Annotated in this window: 13 protein-coding genes; 2 read left to right on the top strand and 11 right to left on the bottom strand. The window is 58.2% G+C overall.

From position 1 onward, the window contains the following. The first annotated feature begins 130 nt into the window (after positions 1–130). The gene (locus AC5RWG_RS02835; RefSeq protein WP_494022963.1) at positions 131–1,231 is read left to right on the top strand and encodes an acyltransferase family protein; all 1,101 of its coding nucleotides are present in this window, start codon (positions 131–133) and stop codon (positions 1,229–1,231) included. A 16-nt stretch (positions 1,232–1,247) separates the two neighbouring features. Here the strand turns inward: AC5RWG_RS02835 and AC5RWG_RS02840 are convergent, their stop codons facing one another. Together AC5RWG_RS02840 and AC5RWG_RS02845 are read right to left on the bottom strand one after the other, a co-directional pair. Beyond that, the gene (locus AC5RWG_RS02840) at positions 1,248–2,534 is read right to left on the bottom strand and encodes a polysaccharide pyruvyl transferase family protein (protein ID WP_494022962.1); all 1,287 of its coding nucleotides are present in this window, start codon (positions 2,532–2,534) and stop codon (positions 1,248–1,250) included. 117 nt (positions 2,535–2,651) lie between these two features. After that, positions 2,652–3,113: an FAD synthase family protein gene (locus tag AC5RWG_RS02845; protein WP_494022961.1), complete on the bottom strand. Its 462-nt coding sequence runs from the start codon at positions 3,111–3,113 to the stop codon at positions 2,652–2,654. A gap of 681 nt (positions 3,114–3,794) precedes the next feature. Between AC5RWG_RS02845 and AC5RWG_RS02850 the strand changes: the two genes are divergently transcribed. After that, positions 3,795–5,252 carry a stealth family protein gene (locus AC5RWG_RS02850; RefSeq protein WP_494022960.1) on the top strand — a complete coding sequence of 486 codons (1,458 nt, stop codon included), beginning with the start codon at positions 3,795–3,797 and terminating at the stop codon, positions 5,250–5,252. Positions 5,253–6,242: 990 nt separating this feature from the next. Here the strand turns inward: AC5RWG_RS02850 and AC5RWG_RS02855 are convergent. The 9 genes from AC5RWG_RS02855 to mptB form a co-directional block, all read right to left on the bottom strand. Further along, positions 6,243–7,913 carry a hypothetical protein gene (locus AC5RWG_RS02855; RefSeq protein WP_494073826.1) on the bottom strand — a complete coding sequence of 557 codons (1,671 nt, stop codon included), beginning with the start codon at positions 7,911–7,913 and terminating at the stop codon, positions 6,243–6,245. 6 nt (positions 7,914–7,919) lie between these two features. Further along, a complete protein-coding gene (locus AC5RWG_RS02860; protein ID WP_494022958.1) occupies positions 7,920–9,704 on the bottom strand; it encodes an accessory Sec system protein Asp2 in 1,785 nt (594 codons plus the stop codon). Positions 9,705–9,801: 97 nt separating this feature from the next. Beyond that, positions 9,802–10,701, bottom strand: a complete 900-nt coding sequence (locus AC5RWG_RS02865; RefSeq protein WP_494023301.1) for a glycosyltransferase family 2 protein — start codon at positions 10,699–10,701, stop codon at positions 9,802–9,804. A gap of 5 nt (positions 10,702–10,706) precedes the next feature. Then, positions 10,707–11,531 (bottom strand): CDP-alcohol phosphatidyltransferase family protein, encoded by an 825-nt coding sequence (locus AC5RWG_RS02870; protein WP_494022957.1) that lies wholly within the window; start codon positions 11,529–11,531, stop codon positions 10,707–10,709. After that, positions 11,528–12,601, bottom strand: a complete 1,074-nt coding sequence (locus tag AC5RWG_RS02875) for a glycosyltransferase family 2 protein (protein ID WP_494022956.1) — start codon at positions 12,599–12,601, stop codon at positions 11,528–11,530. Before AC5RWG_RS02875 ends, AC5RWG_RS02870 begins: the two co-directional genes overlap by 4 nt. Further along, positions 12,601–13,392: an ABC transporter ATP-binding protein gene (locus tag AC5RWG_RS02880; RefSeq protein ID WP_493999919.1), complete on the bottom strand. Its 792-nt coding sequence runs from the start codon at positions 13,390–13,392 to the stop codon at positions 12,601–12,603. The genes AC5RWG_RS02875 and AC5RWG_RS02880 overlap by 1 nt, the downstream gene beginning before the upstream one ends. Further along, positions 13,376–14,224: an ABC transporter permease gene (locus AC5RWG_RS02885; protein ID WP_494022955.1), complete on the bottom strand. Its 849-nt coding sequence runs from the start codon at positions 14,222–14,224 to the stop codon at positions 13,376–13,378. The genes AC5RWG_RS02880 and AC5RWG_RS02885 overlap by 17 nt, the downstream gene beginning before the upstream one ends. Before the next feature lie 85 nt (positions 14,225–14,309). Further along, positions 14,310–14,738, bottom strand: a complete 429-nt coding sequence (locus tag AC5RWG_RS02890) for a DUF3224 domain-containing protein (RefSeq protein ID WP_493999921.1) — start codon at positions 14,736–14,738, stop codon at positions 14,310–14,312. A gap of 36 nt (positions 14,739–14,774) precedes the next feature. Next, entirely contained in the window at positions 14,775–16,307 is a 1,533-nt protein-coding gene (mptB, locus tag AC5RWG_RS02895) for a polyprenol phosphomannose-dependent alpha 1,6 mannosyltransferase MptB (RefSeq protein ID WP_494022954.1), read from the bottom strand. Positions 16,308–16,401: the final 94 nt, after the last annotated feature.

A 16,401-nucleotide genomic window follows, 5' to 3' on the forward strand; every position in this document is an offset into this window, starting at 1 on the left:
GTTGCGCAAAGACATCTGCCACCGTCCCTTCATCCGGTCATGAAGCTCAAGCCTATCGGGCCGCCGGGAAGCCGGAAACTCGCGGGAGCAGGTAACCTTTTACCGATCCGTCACCCAATAGTGGAGTACCGTGCCTGCAGCAAAAACTGACCTCGATCCCTCACCGCCAAGGCAGACATGGATAGACCAGGCCCGTTGGGCCGCCATCGTGCTGGTGGTTGTGGGTCATTTCATGGGCCAGCTCCGCGGCGAAAGCGGACTGGCGCTTATGGTGTCCAACTTTGTGTACATGTTCCACATCCCGGTCTTCGTGCTCTTGGCGGGGTGGGGCGCCCGCCGTGCAAACGCCAACGGCGAGAATTTACAGAAAATCTTCTGGCAGCTCCTCGCTCCCTACGTCGTGTTCCAGTTGATCGCTTTCGGGGTGAACTACGTGATCGAGGGAAGTACCCCGAGTTGGTCCTTCACGTCCCAGACCTTCGGTCTTTGGTTCCTTGTGGCCCTTGCCGGCTGGCGGCTGATCGGACCGTGGTTCAGCGGACTTCCCCGACCGGTGCTGCTCGCCACGGTCATTGCGCTGCTGGCTGGCCTGAGCGAGAACATTGATGGCTTCCTGTCGCTGTCCCGCATCCTCTACTTCCTGCCGGTATTTCTCTTGGGCCCGTGGCTGGTCGACAAGATATCGGTGTGGCGCCAACAACGCTCTTGGCGTATCGCCGGCGCAACGGCGCTGGCCCTGGCTGCAACAGTCACCGCCGTCCTTAAGGAGGGCTTCTGGCGGCGTCCGTTCCTCGGCAACGCGGGGTACGAGGCAATGGATCTCGGCCCCGCCGAAGGCATGGCGTGGCGTCTGGGGGCTTTGCTCGTCGGCACGCTTTTAGCGGCGGCCTTCATGCTGGTTCTTCCGGGGACTCCCGGTGCTCCAAGTGCGCCAGGGAGATGGGTGGCGGGTGCAGGGCGCTCGACGATGTACCCCTATCTTCTCCACCTGCCGGTACTCACGCTGGTAGGAGCAGCTTCTCTTGCCGAGGAAGTACCGCCCACGGGGCGGGCGGTCCTCTTCATCGTTGTGGCCGCGCTTTTCTGCGTCTTCACGGTGACCAAGCCGGTGAAAGCCGTCGCTCAGCCCCTAGTCGAGCCGCAAGCCTTCGGATCCAGGCTCCGCGCGAACCGAAGGCGCACCGCGAAACCGGAGGCCGCCGCGGCCCGTTCGGACGTCCCGCACCAGTAAGGAATATTGATTGACGCTACCGTCCGGCCGAAGCAAGCCGGCCACCAAGCCTGCGGGCGCCGTTGATCAACCGCCTCCGCTGCTGCTGGCGCCTTAAGGGTCCCCCATATAGTGCTTCGTGCGGGTAAGCGTCGCAGAGTTGATCGAGATCTACGTTCAAGGCGGGCACTGTGGCGCGTTGGACAGCCGCGGCAAGTGCAGCACCGGATAACATCTCGGGGCCCAAAGAGAAGCGGCTAACGGAATTCGTGTCAAGCGTCGAGAAGAAGTCCTCAAACTTGAAGTAGTCTCCCGCGAGCTCCTGGCCCTCGATCTGCAGCCAGGTCCACGGAACTCCATAGGCTTGAGCAACAATGAGGCCGTGGAGGGATGTCGCCACCACGTGCGAGGCCATGGCAATTTCCCTCACCACGCTTTGCGCGTCCCTTTCCACGTCCAAGACCGTGATGTCCCGGTCGAGTCCCGGCGGGAGCAGTGCCTTGTGCTTGTAGTGGGGAATAAACACCGGTTCTGCCCTTTGCGCGGAGGCCTGCGGCTGAAAGATCCGGGGCAACAAGAGAGCGGGGTCTCCGTATACTTCGGGCACGTCCCAGCCCATCCCCCGTACGAGTTCTTGCCTGGTTAACCGGCCCCGTACTGCAGCTACGCGCTTGGGCTTGCGGGCCCGGAGACGCCGCACCGTGCCGCTATGAAGAGGAGCGAGCAACCCGGATCCCCAAATGTTGTACCCGGGACGTTCCAACATGTTGATGACCGACCCGACGGACATGATGGCGCCAGGATGAGCCAACGTCCCGCGGACATTTACCGGCCGCTTGCCGGTAAGCGACGAGACAAGCCACGGCCCGATGAGGTCGCCGAAATTGACTCTTCCATTCCACCAAAATGCCGGAATCTCGTCTCGCTTCAGCTTTGGAGTCCTGGCGTCTATTCGCCCCCATGCTGCCCCGCGGACAAGCGAGGCGATGATTTTGTGCGTTTCCTGTGCGATCTGCTCCGCGCTCGCATGCCCCCGCCACGTCTCCAAAAGGTGTTTGTCCCCATCCCGTTCGGGAGACCATGCCATGTTGCGCAGCAAGGAGCGCACGTACGTTCTGGCGGTATGCGTGCGGCCAAATAGCAGAAGCCGCACTTCAGCCGGTTGCACAAACAGGTCGAAGGCGACGCGATCCCCCTGCAGGGAAACATCCAAGGCAAGGAGATTATCCGCATGTCGCCTGATACGGATGCGATCCGCTCCAGGCATGCTGCTCAAAGCAGCCGCAAGCCGATCGAGGAAGTGCGCTTCGGGAGGTATGTTCATGAGAAGTCCTCAAAGATTCTGGTGGCACCACTGTAGGACCCGGCACACTGGACGCGACGCAGGACACGCTCGTTGGCGGCGAAGTTTTGCCAGTCGGGCGAAGGGGTTGAACCGACGCTAGGACAGTTCCTTGACGATTTGGCTGATGCTGTCCAACGTGCGCTTGAGCTCCTCGACGTGGCGCTCGTCGAAGGCGCTCAAAACACGCTTCATCTCGGTCGTGGAGATGCCTGAGGTCCGGGGTAGGTAGACCACCTCTACTTTGTCCTCCAGGTCATCGAACTTGCCTCTCCAGTCCTCACCGATTCCAAAGACGTCCGCCCCGTACTTCTCTATGTCTGACCGCTTCTGCTCCCAGTTTTCTTCCGGGATGGCTTCGGAGACGTACCGGATGGAGCGCACGATCTCGATCCGCTGCTCGAACGGCACTACCGGCTTTTTCCCCTTGACGGCATTGAACTCGTCGGTGGAGACCCCGACAATCAAGCGGTCCCCGAGGGCGCTGAGACGCTTAAGGATGTTCAGGTGGCCAATATGGAAGAGGTCGAAGGTACCGTACGTCAGTACTGTTTTGCTCAAAAGAGATCCTCACGGTGCACTCAAGTTTGTCACCCATCCTATCGGGTAACGGTCCACTCGGACGTAGCGGACGGGACACAGTTCAGCTTGGGCTGTATAAAAAAGCAAAGGGACTGGACGCTGCACTCCACCGTCCCTAATGATGTTTGCAGCAGGCAAGAGGGGTTCGGGCATCCCACGCCCTGAGCCTCATGCTTGGGTAAGCCCAAAGCACGATAGTGCGGCGGACCAATCTAGGAGCGCGTTAAATAGTCTCCAATACACCTGCGCCTGATACGGTTGTTAGTTGAACTAGCGGCTGGGCGCGCGGCAGTAGGTGCAAAGCGTACGACGGTAATACGTCAAGCCGTTTTTCCACTTTCGGTACTCTTGGGAAGGGACAAGGGTATTTAGAGGAGTTGGACGTTAGACAACCACCACGGGGCACAAACAGATATGACGGCAACTAACAAAAAAGCGATACAGGTCCTAATCCGAAAGTCGGGCCTGCCTTACGGGTTAAGGGCAGCCATGGGCCCCGACGCTTATCGTCATTTCAGACGAACTGTGCGAAGCCTGGTCTCCTCTCTCACTTTCACACGCGTTACACGGAAGCGCCGGCTCGCGGAAAATCGAATCTTGCAGACTGACCCTCGACCGGTGCGCTCAAGAGGTGTGCTAAAGCTTCCAATAGAAGGCCGAATGCCTGAGCAGATACGAAAGTATCATCTCGACCTGCTTTCCAACGTCATGACCAAAGCCGGCATCGAGTGGGCCCTGGTTCGCAATGAGTCCAAAACGCGCCATACCGTAGCAGTACGGGAGACCGACAGAGCGGAACTTTTGCAACAAATAGCTCGGGCAATGCTGGACGTTCCGCTTTACGTTCAGGACGTCAGCAGCCGCGCTCTGGACAAGCGTCTCCATCTCGCCAGTTCGCTAGAGGAACTCGAGTTCTCCTCCACTGCAGAAATCTTGCGGTTCGCGTCTTTCTTTGAGGACCAACACACAGGTTTCCGCACAGGTACCGGGTTCGCGTGTGATGTCGAGTTTTGGAAGCGAGACCCCTTAGTTCCTTCCAATATTCTGACGCCGCGCCGTAACGTCGCAGCGCAGCTCATCACAGAATCAGAGTTGCAGCTGGACAAGGTGCAAATTGGAGACGACGACTACCCTACATTTGCGCTTTTCAACGAGCGCATGCTTGACGATGTCACCTTTCCCATCGACGCTGTTTACACATGGGTAGACGGAGATGATCCGCAGTGGATTGAATCCAAGAGGCGCCTAGAAGCCGAGCAGCGTGGCGTCGAGTACCATGCAGAAGCAAACCACGTCGCGCGCTTCCGGTCCCGAGATGAATTAAGGTATTCGCTCCGGTCGTTAGAAATGTATGCACCTTGGTTTCGCAAGATCTTCATTGTGACCAATGGGCAGGTTCCATCATGGTTAGATGTGAACCACCCTAAGATTGAACTGGTAACGCACGACCAAATATATGAAGATAAGAATTGCCTACCTACGTTCAACAGCAATTCCATTATCTCTCGTCTTCACCATATTCCTGGACTAAGCGAGCACTACGTTTACATCAATGACGATGTTTTCTTCGGCCGCTCTGTCTCCGCAGATCAATTCTTTTGGCCAAATGGAATTGCTAAGGTCTCTCCGGCCAATAATCGGCGCCCTTTCGGCGAGCCCAGCGTACTGGACGAGCCACACATCAATCTAACTCGCAATATGCGCGCCCTGCTCAGAGATGAGTTTAATATCACAATATCGCGCGCTATCAAGCACACTCCACACCCCCAAATCCGCAGCGTGCACATGGAGATGGAAGAACGCTTTCCGAACCATTTCAAGCGCACATGGGCAAGTCATTTTCGTCATCATGATGACATCGTCGCCGATCAATTGTTCCATTACTACGCGCAGATCACTGGTCGAGCAGTACCGGGCAACCTGCGTTACAATTACATAAACATCTTGGATGACAATTACACAAGCGTTTTAGCGGCGACTCTGCGTTACCGTGATCGCGACGTCTTCTGCATCAACGATGCTCCCGTACCTGGCGCAACCCCTGTGCCTGATGAAACAGTGACAAACTTTCTAATTCGCTACTTCCCCTTTCCGAGCGAATATGAGTTGGGCCAGTAGCGCGACGTGGGCGCGATGGCGTCATTGATTCTGGCACGGCAGGTCCGAGATCATCGCATAGGAATTCCTAACCTTTCTTCTCATAGCTAGCGCAGAGCTCCGTTGCCTCTCAACTCGTTCGATTGGTCCGCCATAGGTTTGCCAACTGTTCCCGCGTTCCACCTGCTTGCGCTCTGACTGTACTCGGACTCCAGCTTGTTGACATCGGACGATACGTGCTCGGGTTACCCGGGGACTGCTGGCGCTGTGGTTGTTGCAGAACTCTAGCCCTGCGGCCAAGGCGTCGACTCGTTTCTCGTTGGAGCGCCGTTAAGCTGGCGCGCGTGGCCCGAGAGCCCTTTCAATGGCGCTCCCTGCGCCGCCAAGAAGGTCGCGTCCAGGAAAAAAGTGGGTCTGGTGGACTTTATTTGTTCGCTAGGCAGCCGGAAAAGAATGCCACCGGCTTCTTGGGAAGTAGAAGCTCATACCGCGCAGGCGCGTGCGCGCCAGCCGGCGCGGCAGGCATGCTGCCGAGCTTTTATCCGTCAACGTGCAGCAGCAAGCAGGGTTCGCCGCGTTCGTCCCGGTCTCCGCGGCCGGTCCCGTGCCCCCTCCCGCCGGCGCCCAGCTCTCGAAGCCTGCGGGTGCCTGCCGGGCGAGCCATCCGAGGGAAGGCGCGCAGAAGCATCCCGCAGTGCGAGACGTATTCGACGGGCCTTCGTTTGCTCAGCTCGTAGATTAGCCACACGTGCGGGAGAAGCTCACTTCTCTGGCCAGGTGTGCCCCTGAACGGCCGGATAGGATCCGCTCAGATATGATTCACCCACGGGCGAGCGGGCCGCAGTTGCGCACCAGAAGGTCTCTAGGATCCGTTGCACTTGTGATAATTCACCAACGGGAGGGGTAGCACCCCTTCAGCGTGTAACCACGCTCAGGTCCTGGCGTCCATATCGCGCTGCCAAGACCGTTAGGAAAGGCAGGAGATACGCTAGCTAGGACGAAACGGGCAGCCTATGAGAGCTCTTCCGTCAATTCTACGGAACCGTTTGAGGACACGCGCAACACCTTACCGCTGTCATGGGAATAGACGGCTCCGGCAGAAAACTCAGCGGTTAGCCATACACGATATTCCCCGGGCGCAAGATGCGGAAGCCTTTGTCCAAGATATCGCTTGCTGGCGAAGTATGCGTGACTGTAATCGCTCCATTGATCCCCAAGTTTAAAGGCCAGATTACGCTTTCTACTGCTAGCCAGCGCAATCCCCTTGGACAAAGTCTCGCCATCCAGTGCATCAAAAACGACGTAATACTTAACGTGATCGTATGAGGAGACTTCCACTCCGCGCACAAAGAAGTACCCCTCCAAGTGAATGAGGTCATCCTTGATCCAAGCACCACGAAGTGAAAAATAGGAACTATCAGGGGTGAAACCGATGATCGGCCTTTTGACCAGCATCAACCCCAGTCGTCCCTTCCGTACCTGCAAAAGCGCGTTGCCGTGTATGGTTGACGATTCCGCGCCGGTCCATACTATTCGCGCTAGCGGAGGAGATACACGAGCGTGCTTGATCTTCAGCTCACACTTGTACCTGCCGAAGGGCAAACTTTCCAGGCTTACTGGGCGGCCACTTGTTGTGAAAGCGCCAAACGAATAGTCGATGAAGTCGCCACTATAGTACTTTGACGAAAGCTTTGAATCCGATGTCTGATGAAGCAGGATTTCGTGAGTGGTCTCATCGGATGTGAGTACCAGCTTAGTCGCAACGTCTCGTGCGGTTCTCGCGGAGCGGCCGCGAAGGAAGGCCGACCCTTCCATATGAAGATACCCATTGTCCAAATGCACCCTGTCCATCTCGAGCACTGTTTCGTCCCGAGCCGGCGAACCAAGCATCTCGGAGGCGACCGGTGGGTATTTCCTGTTGCCGTTAATTACCTCTCCAAAGCGCGGGACTGCCCCCTCTCCCAACGCGGCCAAAATTGAAATGATCAGAGGCATATTATAAAGGGTGACATCCTTATGTTTTCTAACGAGGTGGCTGTCAGTTTCAAAGTAGTTGAAGTTGGTATATTGACGGTAGTGTTGCAGATAAGGCGCGGTCTCGGTTGCATGGAAATGATCCGATTTCGACGAAAACAGATATATGTTTTTATCCCGACTACCGGTCGATGACAATAGACTGGGAACCGCCTCGTCCAGCTCCTGCAATTCGCGGTCAGAACCGCAAACAGTCATATTTGCTATGACTTCGGGACGTCCCTCTCGATTCCCGCTCCCGATATTCATTCGAGGCGCTGATGCTAAGATGTTCGGGTAGCCGAAGGCTAGCCCATGGTAGAGAGCAGCTGTGCCTCCTTTAGAGAAGCCGACGAAAGTGCAGTCAGATTTTTCAAGGCCGAGCTCCAACCTAACCATCTCAATTAGGGAATTAACGGAATGGCTGATGCCGTATCCCTCGCGGTCCCTAATGTAGTAGGTAATTCCTCCAGCGATATCATCCGCTATCCAGAGCATGTTGCTTCGGAGATTCGCAGAGGCACTGCCGTCGAAATCGTAAGGCGAATGTGCAGGACGAAACCCAGAAAAAACCACGATGAGGTGTTTGCGATCCTGCTTTGCAGGTCGAAACTTATATTTGATGTCATAACCGGCGTGTGAATAGATCATCTGCTGAATGTCGGTCATTGCGGCCTAGCTCGTTCCACCGATGGGCCCACTAGTATGAAAATCAGTTCGACTGCCCGTAGAAACTTTGACAGCGGAAGACGACAGTGTCGGCTCTGGCATAGTAAAAGCTTCGTGGTCTGCGACCCTTTCACCAAGCAGCCCGTCCGTTGCTGCTAGCCATATATCGGCGTCTTTCTTCATGAAGGTCGATGAGACTTCAACCGAGTAGACGGAACTTCCATGAACTAGGGTTACTCGTACACGGTACGATCCCGACGGCAAGGCACTGAGGTCAACCCCCGAAAAGCCTGGAGTGGCGTAGTAGGCTCGGGTATAATCTGCGATTCCGTCCGCAAAAAGCCCTCTTTGATCGCTTCGCCGAGCAGTCCCTAGCTGATAAGAGTACGTCCCTTGTTCGGTTTCAAATACAAGAAAGTAGTAAGCAGCCCTGGGGTGATGGATTTCGTGACCTTTGACGGCGAAGACGCCCTCGAGATGCATTGAGGTATTTTCAATCCAGGCTCTTCTAACCGAGAAAACTGAGTCCGTGGGCGAGGCACCGATGATTGAACGCTTCTCGAAGTAAGCGCCGGCCGAAGATGCGCGGACACGATATAGATATTCGCCCTCAGCCGAGGCTTCGTCCAAAGTACTAGACGCGCGCAATCGCGTCTGCTTTGTTTCACCCGCGACGGTCTGCGAAATTAGTACTTCATAAGTACCCGCGGGAATTTCCCTGAGATCGACGCCCCGATGTTTGCGCGACGCGAATCCTGCATACCGATAATCACAATAGACAGTGTCATAGAATTTGGAAGTCGCCCATTTGCTGAGGACAGCTCCAAGCTTGTGACGTACCTTGATACTTTCGCTTCGAAAGACAATACTCCGGGACACAGACTCGAACGACGAAAGCTCGTACCCTGGACGAAAAGCCACCCCTGCCGGAAATGCCAAGGCCCCCGAGAGCCTAAAAGCGCTCAAACTTGCATGATCCGTTCGCGGTGCTGTGGAGGGCTCCAGGGCCGTTAAGCCATACTGGCGCTCTATTGCCGGTCCGCCATTGATAGCTTTCCCGTACTTCGGAACAATCATATCCGTGAGCAGGAAGATGACTCCGAGAATCGAAGGAAGATTATATTTGATTACTTCGTTATGAGCGTCGACGATAGGAGACTCAGTTAAGACGAGGTTCATATTCGAGTACTTGTCAAACAAAGAAACAAAAGGCTGAATTTGGCTGGCGTATTCCTTGTCCTGAGGCGACGACCAAATATAGATATTGCGCTGCAGGTTAGCGTCGTTGACAATGAGTGACGGGATCAGTGCGTCCAAGTAGGCGACTTCCGCCTCCGATTTCGATTTCGTCATATGCTCGAATATCGCAGGGCGTGTATCGCGAATGTACGAACCGATAGCGATCTGCGGGACGCCGGCTACTATGTTCTTGAATCCGTATTTGATTCCGAAATAGAGGGCCGCTGATCCCCCTTTGGAGAAGCCGACTAGCGTACATTGATCCTTTGAGAGTCCAAGTCTATGAACTTGCTCCTCGATAAGATCGATTACAGCATTTTCGATGCTAAAGTCAAAGTTTTCACACAGATAGTATGCATGCTCGCCATGAAAGTCATCTCGAATCCACAACCACGAGGCTTGGCTTTCGCTTGATGCCGCGCCATCAAACTCATACTCTCTATTAGGCCTGATGCCCGAAAACATGACAACCAAGTGCCTGCGGTCCTTCTTTGAGGGGCGGGTCTTATAGCGGACCTCCACACCATGCTTATGGAAAACTTTTTCTTCCATTTCGCCTCTTCCGGCTCACGAGTGATACTGATGCCGCAACTTTTTCTAGTAAATACGTTTGAATAGGCCGCGGCTTTTACCTTACGCTCCATAATTATCATATTACGGGCGGGCGCCCTCCGGCGGTCATTCTCAGCAGCGTTATCCACTTGAGTTTCTTAGACACTTCTCCGTGAGCCCAAGGAGACTTCACCCAGCCCGCACTCCATCCTTGGAACCACGTGGAAAGTGCCTTTGGTTGGCGGATGGACCGCGCAATTTGCACCCCAGTCCAAGAGGATATATAGAGTAGTGAAATCGGCATCGGCAAGTTACGCCGAGCGAGCCAAACGCGGTTGCGGGCGTTGAGCCGGTAGAACTCTTCGTGACGGCGGGGATCGATGACCGGATGACCTGCGCGGAGGTTTCCCGCATACCAAGTGCGGAATCCTGTGTCCCATACGCGCCAGGCAAACTCGATGCCTTCGTGGGCGTACCAGAAGGTCGACGGCCACCCGGGAGTCTTATCGAACACGTCTCGACGCATGGCAATCGCCATCTCCACCACCGAGAAGACGTTGCTTGAGTGGTAAGGGCTCCCTTTGCGCAGCCTGGGAATCCAGCGCAGCGGCGCATCAGGATTGTCGGGATCCTCGATCCGCGGTTGGACCATACCGATGTCCGGTTGCTCCTTGAACAGCTTTGCGCATTGGGCAAGGAAATCGTCATCAAGGAGCCAGGCGTCGTCGTCGAGGAAGAAGAGGTACTCTCCCTTGACGTGGGGAACGCCAGCGTTCCGCCCAGCGGGGATGCCTATGTTCTCCTCGATATGCAGCGTTTTGAAACCGGCCGGGACGTCTTCCGGATCCCAGCCATTGCCGACGACTACGACATCCAGCTTCACCCCTTGCTGGCGTTGCAACGTTTCATATCCTCGTTGCAGTTCGACAGGGCGTGTGCCTTGGGTAAGAATGACCACCCCGAAGGTCGGTTCCTGGGCGCTCATGTCATGTTGCATGTCGCTCACTTCCGCAGCCTAGGCGAGGCCATGATGGCGACGAAATGGCCGATATTTACGAACAGGACGGCGGGCACCAGGACGAAGAGCAGCCAACGCTCCCCCGTTACCTGCTGGCCGGCTACCACCGACACTATGGAGGCAGCCAGGACCAGCAGACTCATCTCCACGGAATGCAACACCCGGTGGAAGGGCAGGAACCGGGCAAGCCGACGGAGCCTGCCGACGAAGGACGTGGCGGGAACGGCTTTCGCCTCTGCCGTATCTGGGAGCTTGTCCATCCCTGCCAACGCCCGGGAGGCGTGCACCATCTCGTTTTGGGCCTTGTTGAGGACGATCAGGAACGCCAACAGCGCACCGAGGAACAGATAGAGGTAGGCCTGCTCCGGATCGCGGCTCAGCAGGCCCAACTCTCCCAGGCACCGCAGCCCGAGTGCGATGGGAATCAGCCCCTCGGTGGTGTAGTGGCCGATCTTGTCCAGGAAGATGCCTTTGGGGCTTTGAGTGCCGCGCCACCGCGCGACTTCCCCATCGCTGCAGTCGAAGTACAACTGCAGTTGCGAGAAGAAGACCGCGAGCAACGGTCCCCAGATTCCCGGAACCAGCAGCGACGCGGAAATTGCCCACCCCGACAGAATCATGAGGCCTGTGACGCCGTTCGCGGAGATCGGGGTGCGGACCAGGACGCTGGTGAGGTAGATGGAGATGTGCCGGAGATAAAGCTCGGCGGTCCAGTGCTCAGCGTTTTTTCTACTTCGAACCTCTGGCGGCTGGGCCACGGAGCGGAGCTGCTCCAGAGTGGGGCGCGCCGGCCGCTGAACGGCTGTCACGACTTCCTCCGGCTGGTATCTACGGTGCCTGCCGCTCCGAACAGTCGTCCGCGGAGATACCCCAGCCCCCAGCTGATGTGGATTCCTGGCAGCACCGCCAGCAGCCGCAGTCGTTCGGGTCGGCCAAGGTCGCCTGGCATGCTCGCCGAGGCGTACATGACCCCCGCACCGTAAAACGCGGGGACGGCAGCCACTGCACCCGCCAGAAGCCGCAGGCTTGCCGGCCACGTCTTGGCCGTGCCGGTGGCGAGCACGCCGGCGGAGGCAACGCCGACGCCCAAAGCGGCCACCAGTACTGGCGGCAGGAAGTGCCTGACGGACTTTCCTTCCTTGTGCCGGTTAGCCAGCTCTGCCCGCCAGATGCCCGCGGCGTAGAACTGCCGCACCAGTTTTCCCCACTGTGCGCGCGGCCAATAGACGACCTTCAGCTCCGGGTCGAACCAGACCGTGTAGCCGGCTTGGCGCAGGCGCAGGCACATGTCCCAGTCCTGGCCCCGCCACAGCGTCTCCTCGAAAAATCCGACCTCGTCGAAGACCTCGCGTCGGAAGACGCCGAGATAAGCGGATTCCGCCGGGCCCTCCGGTGCGCCACTGTGATACGCCGCACCGCCGAGCCCCAAGGGCGATACATAGGCGGCAGCGACTGCCCGTTGAAAGGGAGTCTTGCCTCGGGCGTCCATAAGCCCCCCGACATCAGCCGCACCGGTCCGTCGCAGCGTTGCCACCCCGCGCTTCGTGTAGTGAGGCTCTAGTTCCGTGTGTGCGTCCACCCTGACAACGACCGGATGACTAGAGGCTTGAAGGGCAAGATTCAGTCCGGCCGGGGTACGGCCGGTGGGGCTGTTGACGCTGCGTAAGCGCGGTTCCCGCGCCTGCAGGTCCGCCACGATCCCGTTAGTCTCATCCGTTGAAGGCCCCAGGGCCAGAACCACTTCCTTTGGCCCGGGGTATTCCTGGTTTAGGATGCTGCGGACCGCGTCCTCGATATGCGCCGCCTCATTGAGGACGGGCATGATGTAGGACACGCCAGGGTACTCCTCCAGCGGAGGCAAGACGGATGCCGAAGTCACTATTTCCTGGACTCCTTGTAGGCGTCCACGACTTCTCTCGGGTCGCCGTCCATTTCCAGCACGCCTTTATTGATCCAGATGACCCTGCTGCAGGTATCCAGTATCGATTTCATCGAGTGCGAGACAAGGAAAACGGTACCGGCGTTCTCGCGTATCTCACGGATGCGGGCCTCGCTTCTCTGCCGGAATCGTTGGTCACCGACCGCAAGTGCTTCATCCACGATGAGGATCTCGTGCTGCTTGGAGGCGGCGATGGCGAATTTCAGCCGCGCCTGCATGCCGGATGAATAGGTCCGCATGGGAAGGTCGATGAACTCTTCCAACTCGGCAAACTCGACGATGTCGTCCCGGAGCCCGTTGATCTCCTGCTTGGAGAACCCCAGCGCGAGTCCGCCCAATTGGATGTTCTTCTCCCCCGAGAGGTCCGGGATCAAGGCCGCCCCCACGCCCAGCATGTTCGGACGGGAGGAGGCGTAGACGGCACCCTGTGCTGGAGGCGTCAGCCCGACGAGCGTGCGCATCAGCGTGGATTTGCCGGATCCGTTCGAGCCAATGACCCCGATGGATTCATTTTCGTAGGCGGTGAAGGAGATTCCCTTCAGGGCGTGGACTGTACGGAGCCTGCCGGCTCCCCGCTGCAGCAGCGATCGCCCGGTGCCCTTGACCGGCTTTCCGCCGGCATGGACGTAGTACTTCACATGCAGATCATCGACGACGACCACGGGTTTACGGGCGGCGCCGGCCGCATCTGTGCCCATCAACGCTTCTCCAGTCTTAGTCGACTCGGCCATACCGCTCCTCAGCTACCCAAAAGAACAAGACTCCGGCAACGAAGACCGCTACGGACCAGACGGAAAAGTAGAGCCAGTAGATCGGATCGTAGTCCATAGCCGGCATGAGAATCCCCCGGGCGATGGAAAGGATTTCATGCAGCGGGTGGAAGTCGAACAGCGCGATGGCCCAAGGATGCGATGCCAGGATGCGGTCGATGGAAAACAGAACGCCCGAGGTGTAAAAGAGGATCCGGGTGACGAGCGGGAGTAACTGGGTCAGGTCCCTGACGTGGACCGTGAGTCTGGCGCCGATCAAAGCTACGCCCAGGTTGAACACCGTGAAGATAGCAACCAGCGGAATGATCAGCAGCCATTCCACACTGATCGGCGCACCCAAGATCAGGATGTACACGAACATCACGGCGAGCATTGGCACGAGTGTCATCAGCTGCTGGATCACGGTGGAGACGGGCAGCGTTATCCGTGGGAAGGCCAGGGACTGCACCAGGGCGCCGTTTCCTGTGATCGATTTGGCGCCGTTGTTCATGGAGGTGGAAAAGAACTCGAAGAGGAACACGCCGATCACCACATACATCGGGAAGTTCTCCGGCCGGCTGGCCCCCTGCAAGATACCGAAGATCGCGCCGTACAGGAGAGCGTTCAGTGTGGGTTTGATGAACACCCAGAGCATGCCCAGTCGGTTGCGCTGGTTTGACGCCTCGATCTTGTACCTCGCCATGGCGATGGCGAAGTCACGACGGGTCCATGCTTCCGCGAGATAGCGGAAAAGCGAAGGGCGGGCACCGACTCGGTGGAGGCGGTTCTCGCTCGCATATTCGGCAAGGCTCATGCCAGGTAGTTTCCCTTACTTGCAGGTGAACGGTGGCGTCGCCACCCCTGAGGGACCGGCGGTGCACCTACCGAGTTTAGATGATTCAGCCCCGAACCGCGGATTCGCCCTCCCGGAAGAACACGCGCAGTTCAAGGCTGTGCTGGCCCGCGGCGTCCTGGACGTAGATGGCTTTCCCCCCAATTCCCTCCAGCGCTCCCGTGCCCGAGCCCGGAATGATGTGCCCGTCGCTCGCGGCAGCCTCGCCCTCCGCGAGGCCCCAGTGCTGGATCACCATCGTGCCTTCGCGGCCATCGACGGAGCCGGTGAAAACTTCGGAGGCAACGTATCCGGCTCCGGTGCTGTTGCCGGCCATCAGCAGTTCTGCGCGGCTGGTGCCTGTGATCAACCCGTCAAATACTTTGGTCACGCGGACCCGGCTCAGGTCCGAGCTTGTTCCCTCGACTTCATAGGGTTCCGGCACCCAATCGGTGACGTCGAAGTCGGCGGCGATGATGTGTTCGGCGTCGGTCATGATGCCCTGTTTCTCCTAGATCGGTTGCCGAGCGCGTCAGAAGAGTCGCTGGTCATGGGAGTCGGCGTATTTCTTGCGGAAGAGCTTGCGGGTTTTCGGATCCAGAAACACCAGATACAGCGCAAAGGCGACGGCAACGATGCAGGCGAGGAGCCGCGCCATGTCGAGGTCGAATTCGATGTAGGGGAAGATGTCCAGCTGATCGGTGATCGCGTAGATCATGAGGAAGGACGTCACGGCGTAGACGGTCTGTACCTGCCAGTCGTTCCGGATCCCGGTGGCCGCAAACAGCGGCAGCAGCCACACGATGTACCAAGGCTGGATCATCGGACCAAGCAACACCACGGCGGCCAGCGCCAGCGCGAGCCGACGAACAATCCGGTCGTAACTGCCGCGGAACATGGTGTAGAGGACAATCAGCACGGCCACGATCCGGCCGCCCGTGTAGACGGCGGACTGCACCATCGCGCCGTCGAATCCCAAGCCGCCGGAGATCAGTCCCAGGAAAATCCCCAGCAGCCCGACCGGGGCGTACCAGATCATCAGGCCGGCTCCCTGCTGGCTGAGGGCCCCGACCCAGCCGAATCCCAGTCCGTTGATCATCCCGAGTATCGCCAGCAGCCCGAAGGAAATCCCGGCGGTCAGGGCCCAGTAGCCGAATTTGCGCGGCCAACTGGCCGCCTTGCCCGCCCACAACAGGCCGACAAACGGCAGGAAGATCAGGGTGATCGGTTTGATGCCAATGGAGAGGGTCACCAGCAGGATGCCCAGCAGGACCCGTCGGTTCGCCGCGTAGTAGAGACCTGCAAGTGCCAGCCCCAGCATCAGGGCGTCGTTGTGGATGCTGGCGATGAAGGTGGTCAGGAACAACGGATTCGCGCAGGCCAGCCACAACGCCCGGTTGGGATTGATGCCGTGCAGTTCGGCGAGTTTCGGTCCGTAGTAGACGCACATTGCGGCACCGGCGATGGCGAGGATCCGGAACATGATGATGGAGTATTCCGGGTGGCCGCCGGTGAGCCAGACGATAAATTCTTCCATCCAGAGAAAGATCGGCCCGTAAGGCGTGGGGCTGCGTGCCCAGAGGTCGTCGGCTCCGGTCTGCAGATAGTTCTGCAGCTGGTCGTACCCGTCCACGTACGGATTGAGGTTGTTGACCATGACTTTGCCTTGGGCAATATAGGCGTAGACGTCACGGCTGAACAGCGGGATACACAGTGCCAGCGGGGTGCCCCAGGCAACGATGGCGGTGAGCGTTGCCCGCCGCGCGGACTCGCCCCAGACGGTGAACTGCTGGCCGAGCCGCAGCCAGGCCCTGACCAGGATCATGCCTCCGAGGGCGAGCAGGATTACCGAGAGGATCACACCGACCAGTTCCACCCGCAGGAAGATCAGCAGCGGCCAGCGCCGCAGTTCGGACACCGAGGCCAGCCACCCCACGCCCAGCGACCCGAGGAACATCATGATCGAGCCGATGGCGCCCTCGAGGATGCTCCGGGTAGACCGTTCCTTGACTACGCCTCCGCTGCGTGAGCTGGAAGGTTCAGTCGCGGGTCTTTGGGCAGTCATCTTCTCGGCGGTCCAATCACTCCGGGGTCAGTACACCTGGTCCGGTGCGGCGCGTGCCGCGGGGGTGGTCTGCACGCCTCGGAACGGTCAGTCG

It is taken from the genome of Arthrobacter sp. Y3221160 (assembly GCF_059092585.1).

Bases quoted from the DNA above. Each gene is read 5' to 3' on its own strand.
- AC5RWG_RS02840 (WP_494022962.1), bottom strand. From the start codon at position 2,534: ATGAACATACCTCCCGAAGCGCACTTCCTCGATCGGCTTGCGGCTGCT.
- AC5RWG_RS02850 (WP_494022960.1), top strand. From the start codon at position 3,795: ATGCCTGAGCAGATACGAAAGTATCATCTCGACCTGCTTTCCAACGTC.
- AC5RWG_RS02855 (WP_494073826.1), bottom strand. From the start codon at position 7,913: ATGACCGACATTCAGCAGATGATCTATTCACACGCCGGTTATGACATC.
- AC5RWG_RS02860 (WP_494022958.1), bottom strand. From the start codon at position 9,704: ATGGAAGAAAAAGTTTTCCATAAGCATGGTGTGGAGGTCCGCTATAAG.
- AC5RWG_RS02865 (WP_494023301.1), bottom strand. From the start codon at position 10,701: ATGCAACATGACATGAGCGCCCAGGAACCGACCTTCGGGGTGGTCATT.
- AC5RWG_RS02880 (WP_493999919.1), bottom strand. From the start codon at position 13,392: ATGGCCGAGTCGACTAAGACTGGAGAAGCGTTGATGGGCACAGATGCG.
- AC5RWG_RS02885 (WP_494022955.1), bottom strand. From the start codon at position 14,224: ATGAGCCTTGCCGAATATGCGAGCGAGAACCGCCTCCACCGAGTCGGT.
- AC5RWG_RS02890 (WP_493999921.1), bottom strand. From the start codon at position 14,738: ATGACCGACGCCGAACACATCATCGCCGCCGACTTCGACGTCACCGAT.
- mptB (WP_494022954.1), bottom strand. From the start codon at position 16,307: ATGACTGCCCAAAGACCCGCGACTGAACCTTCCAGCTCACGCAGCGGA.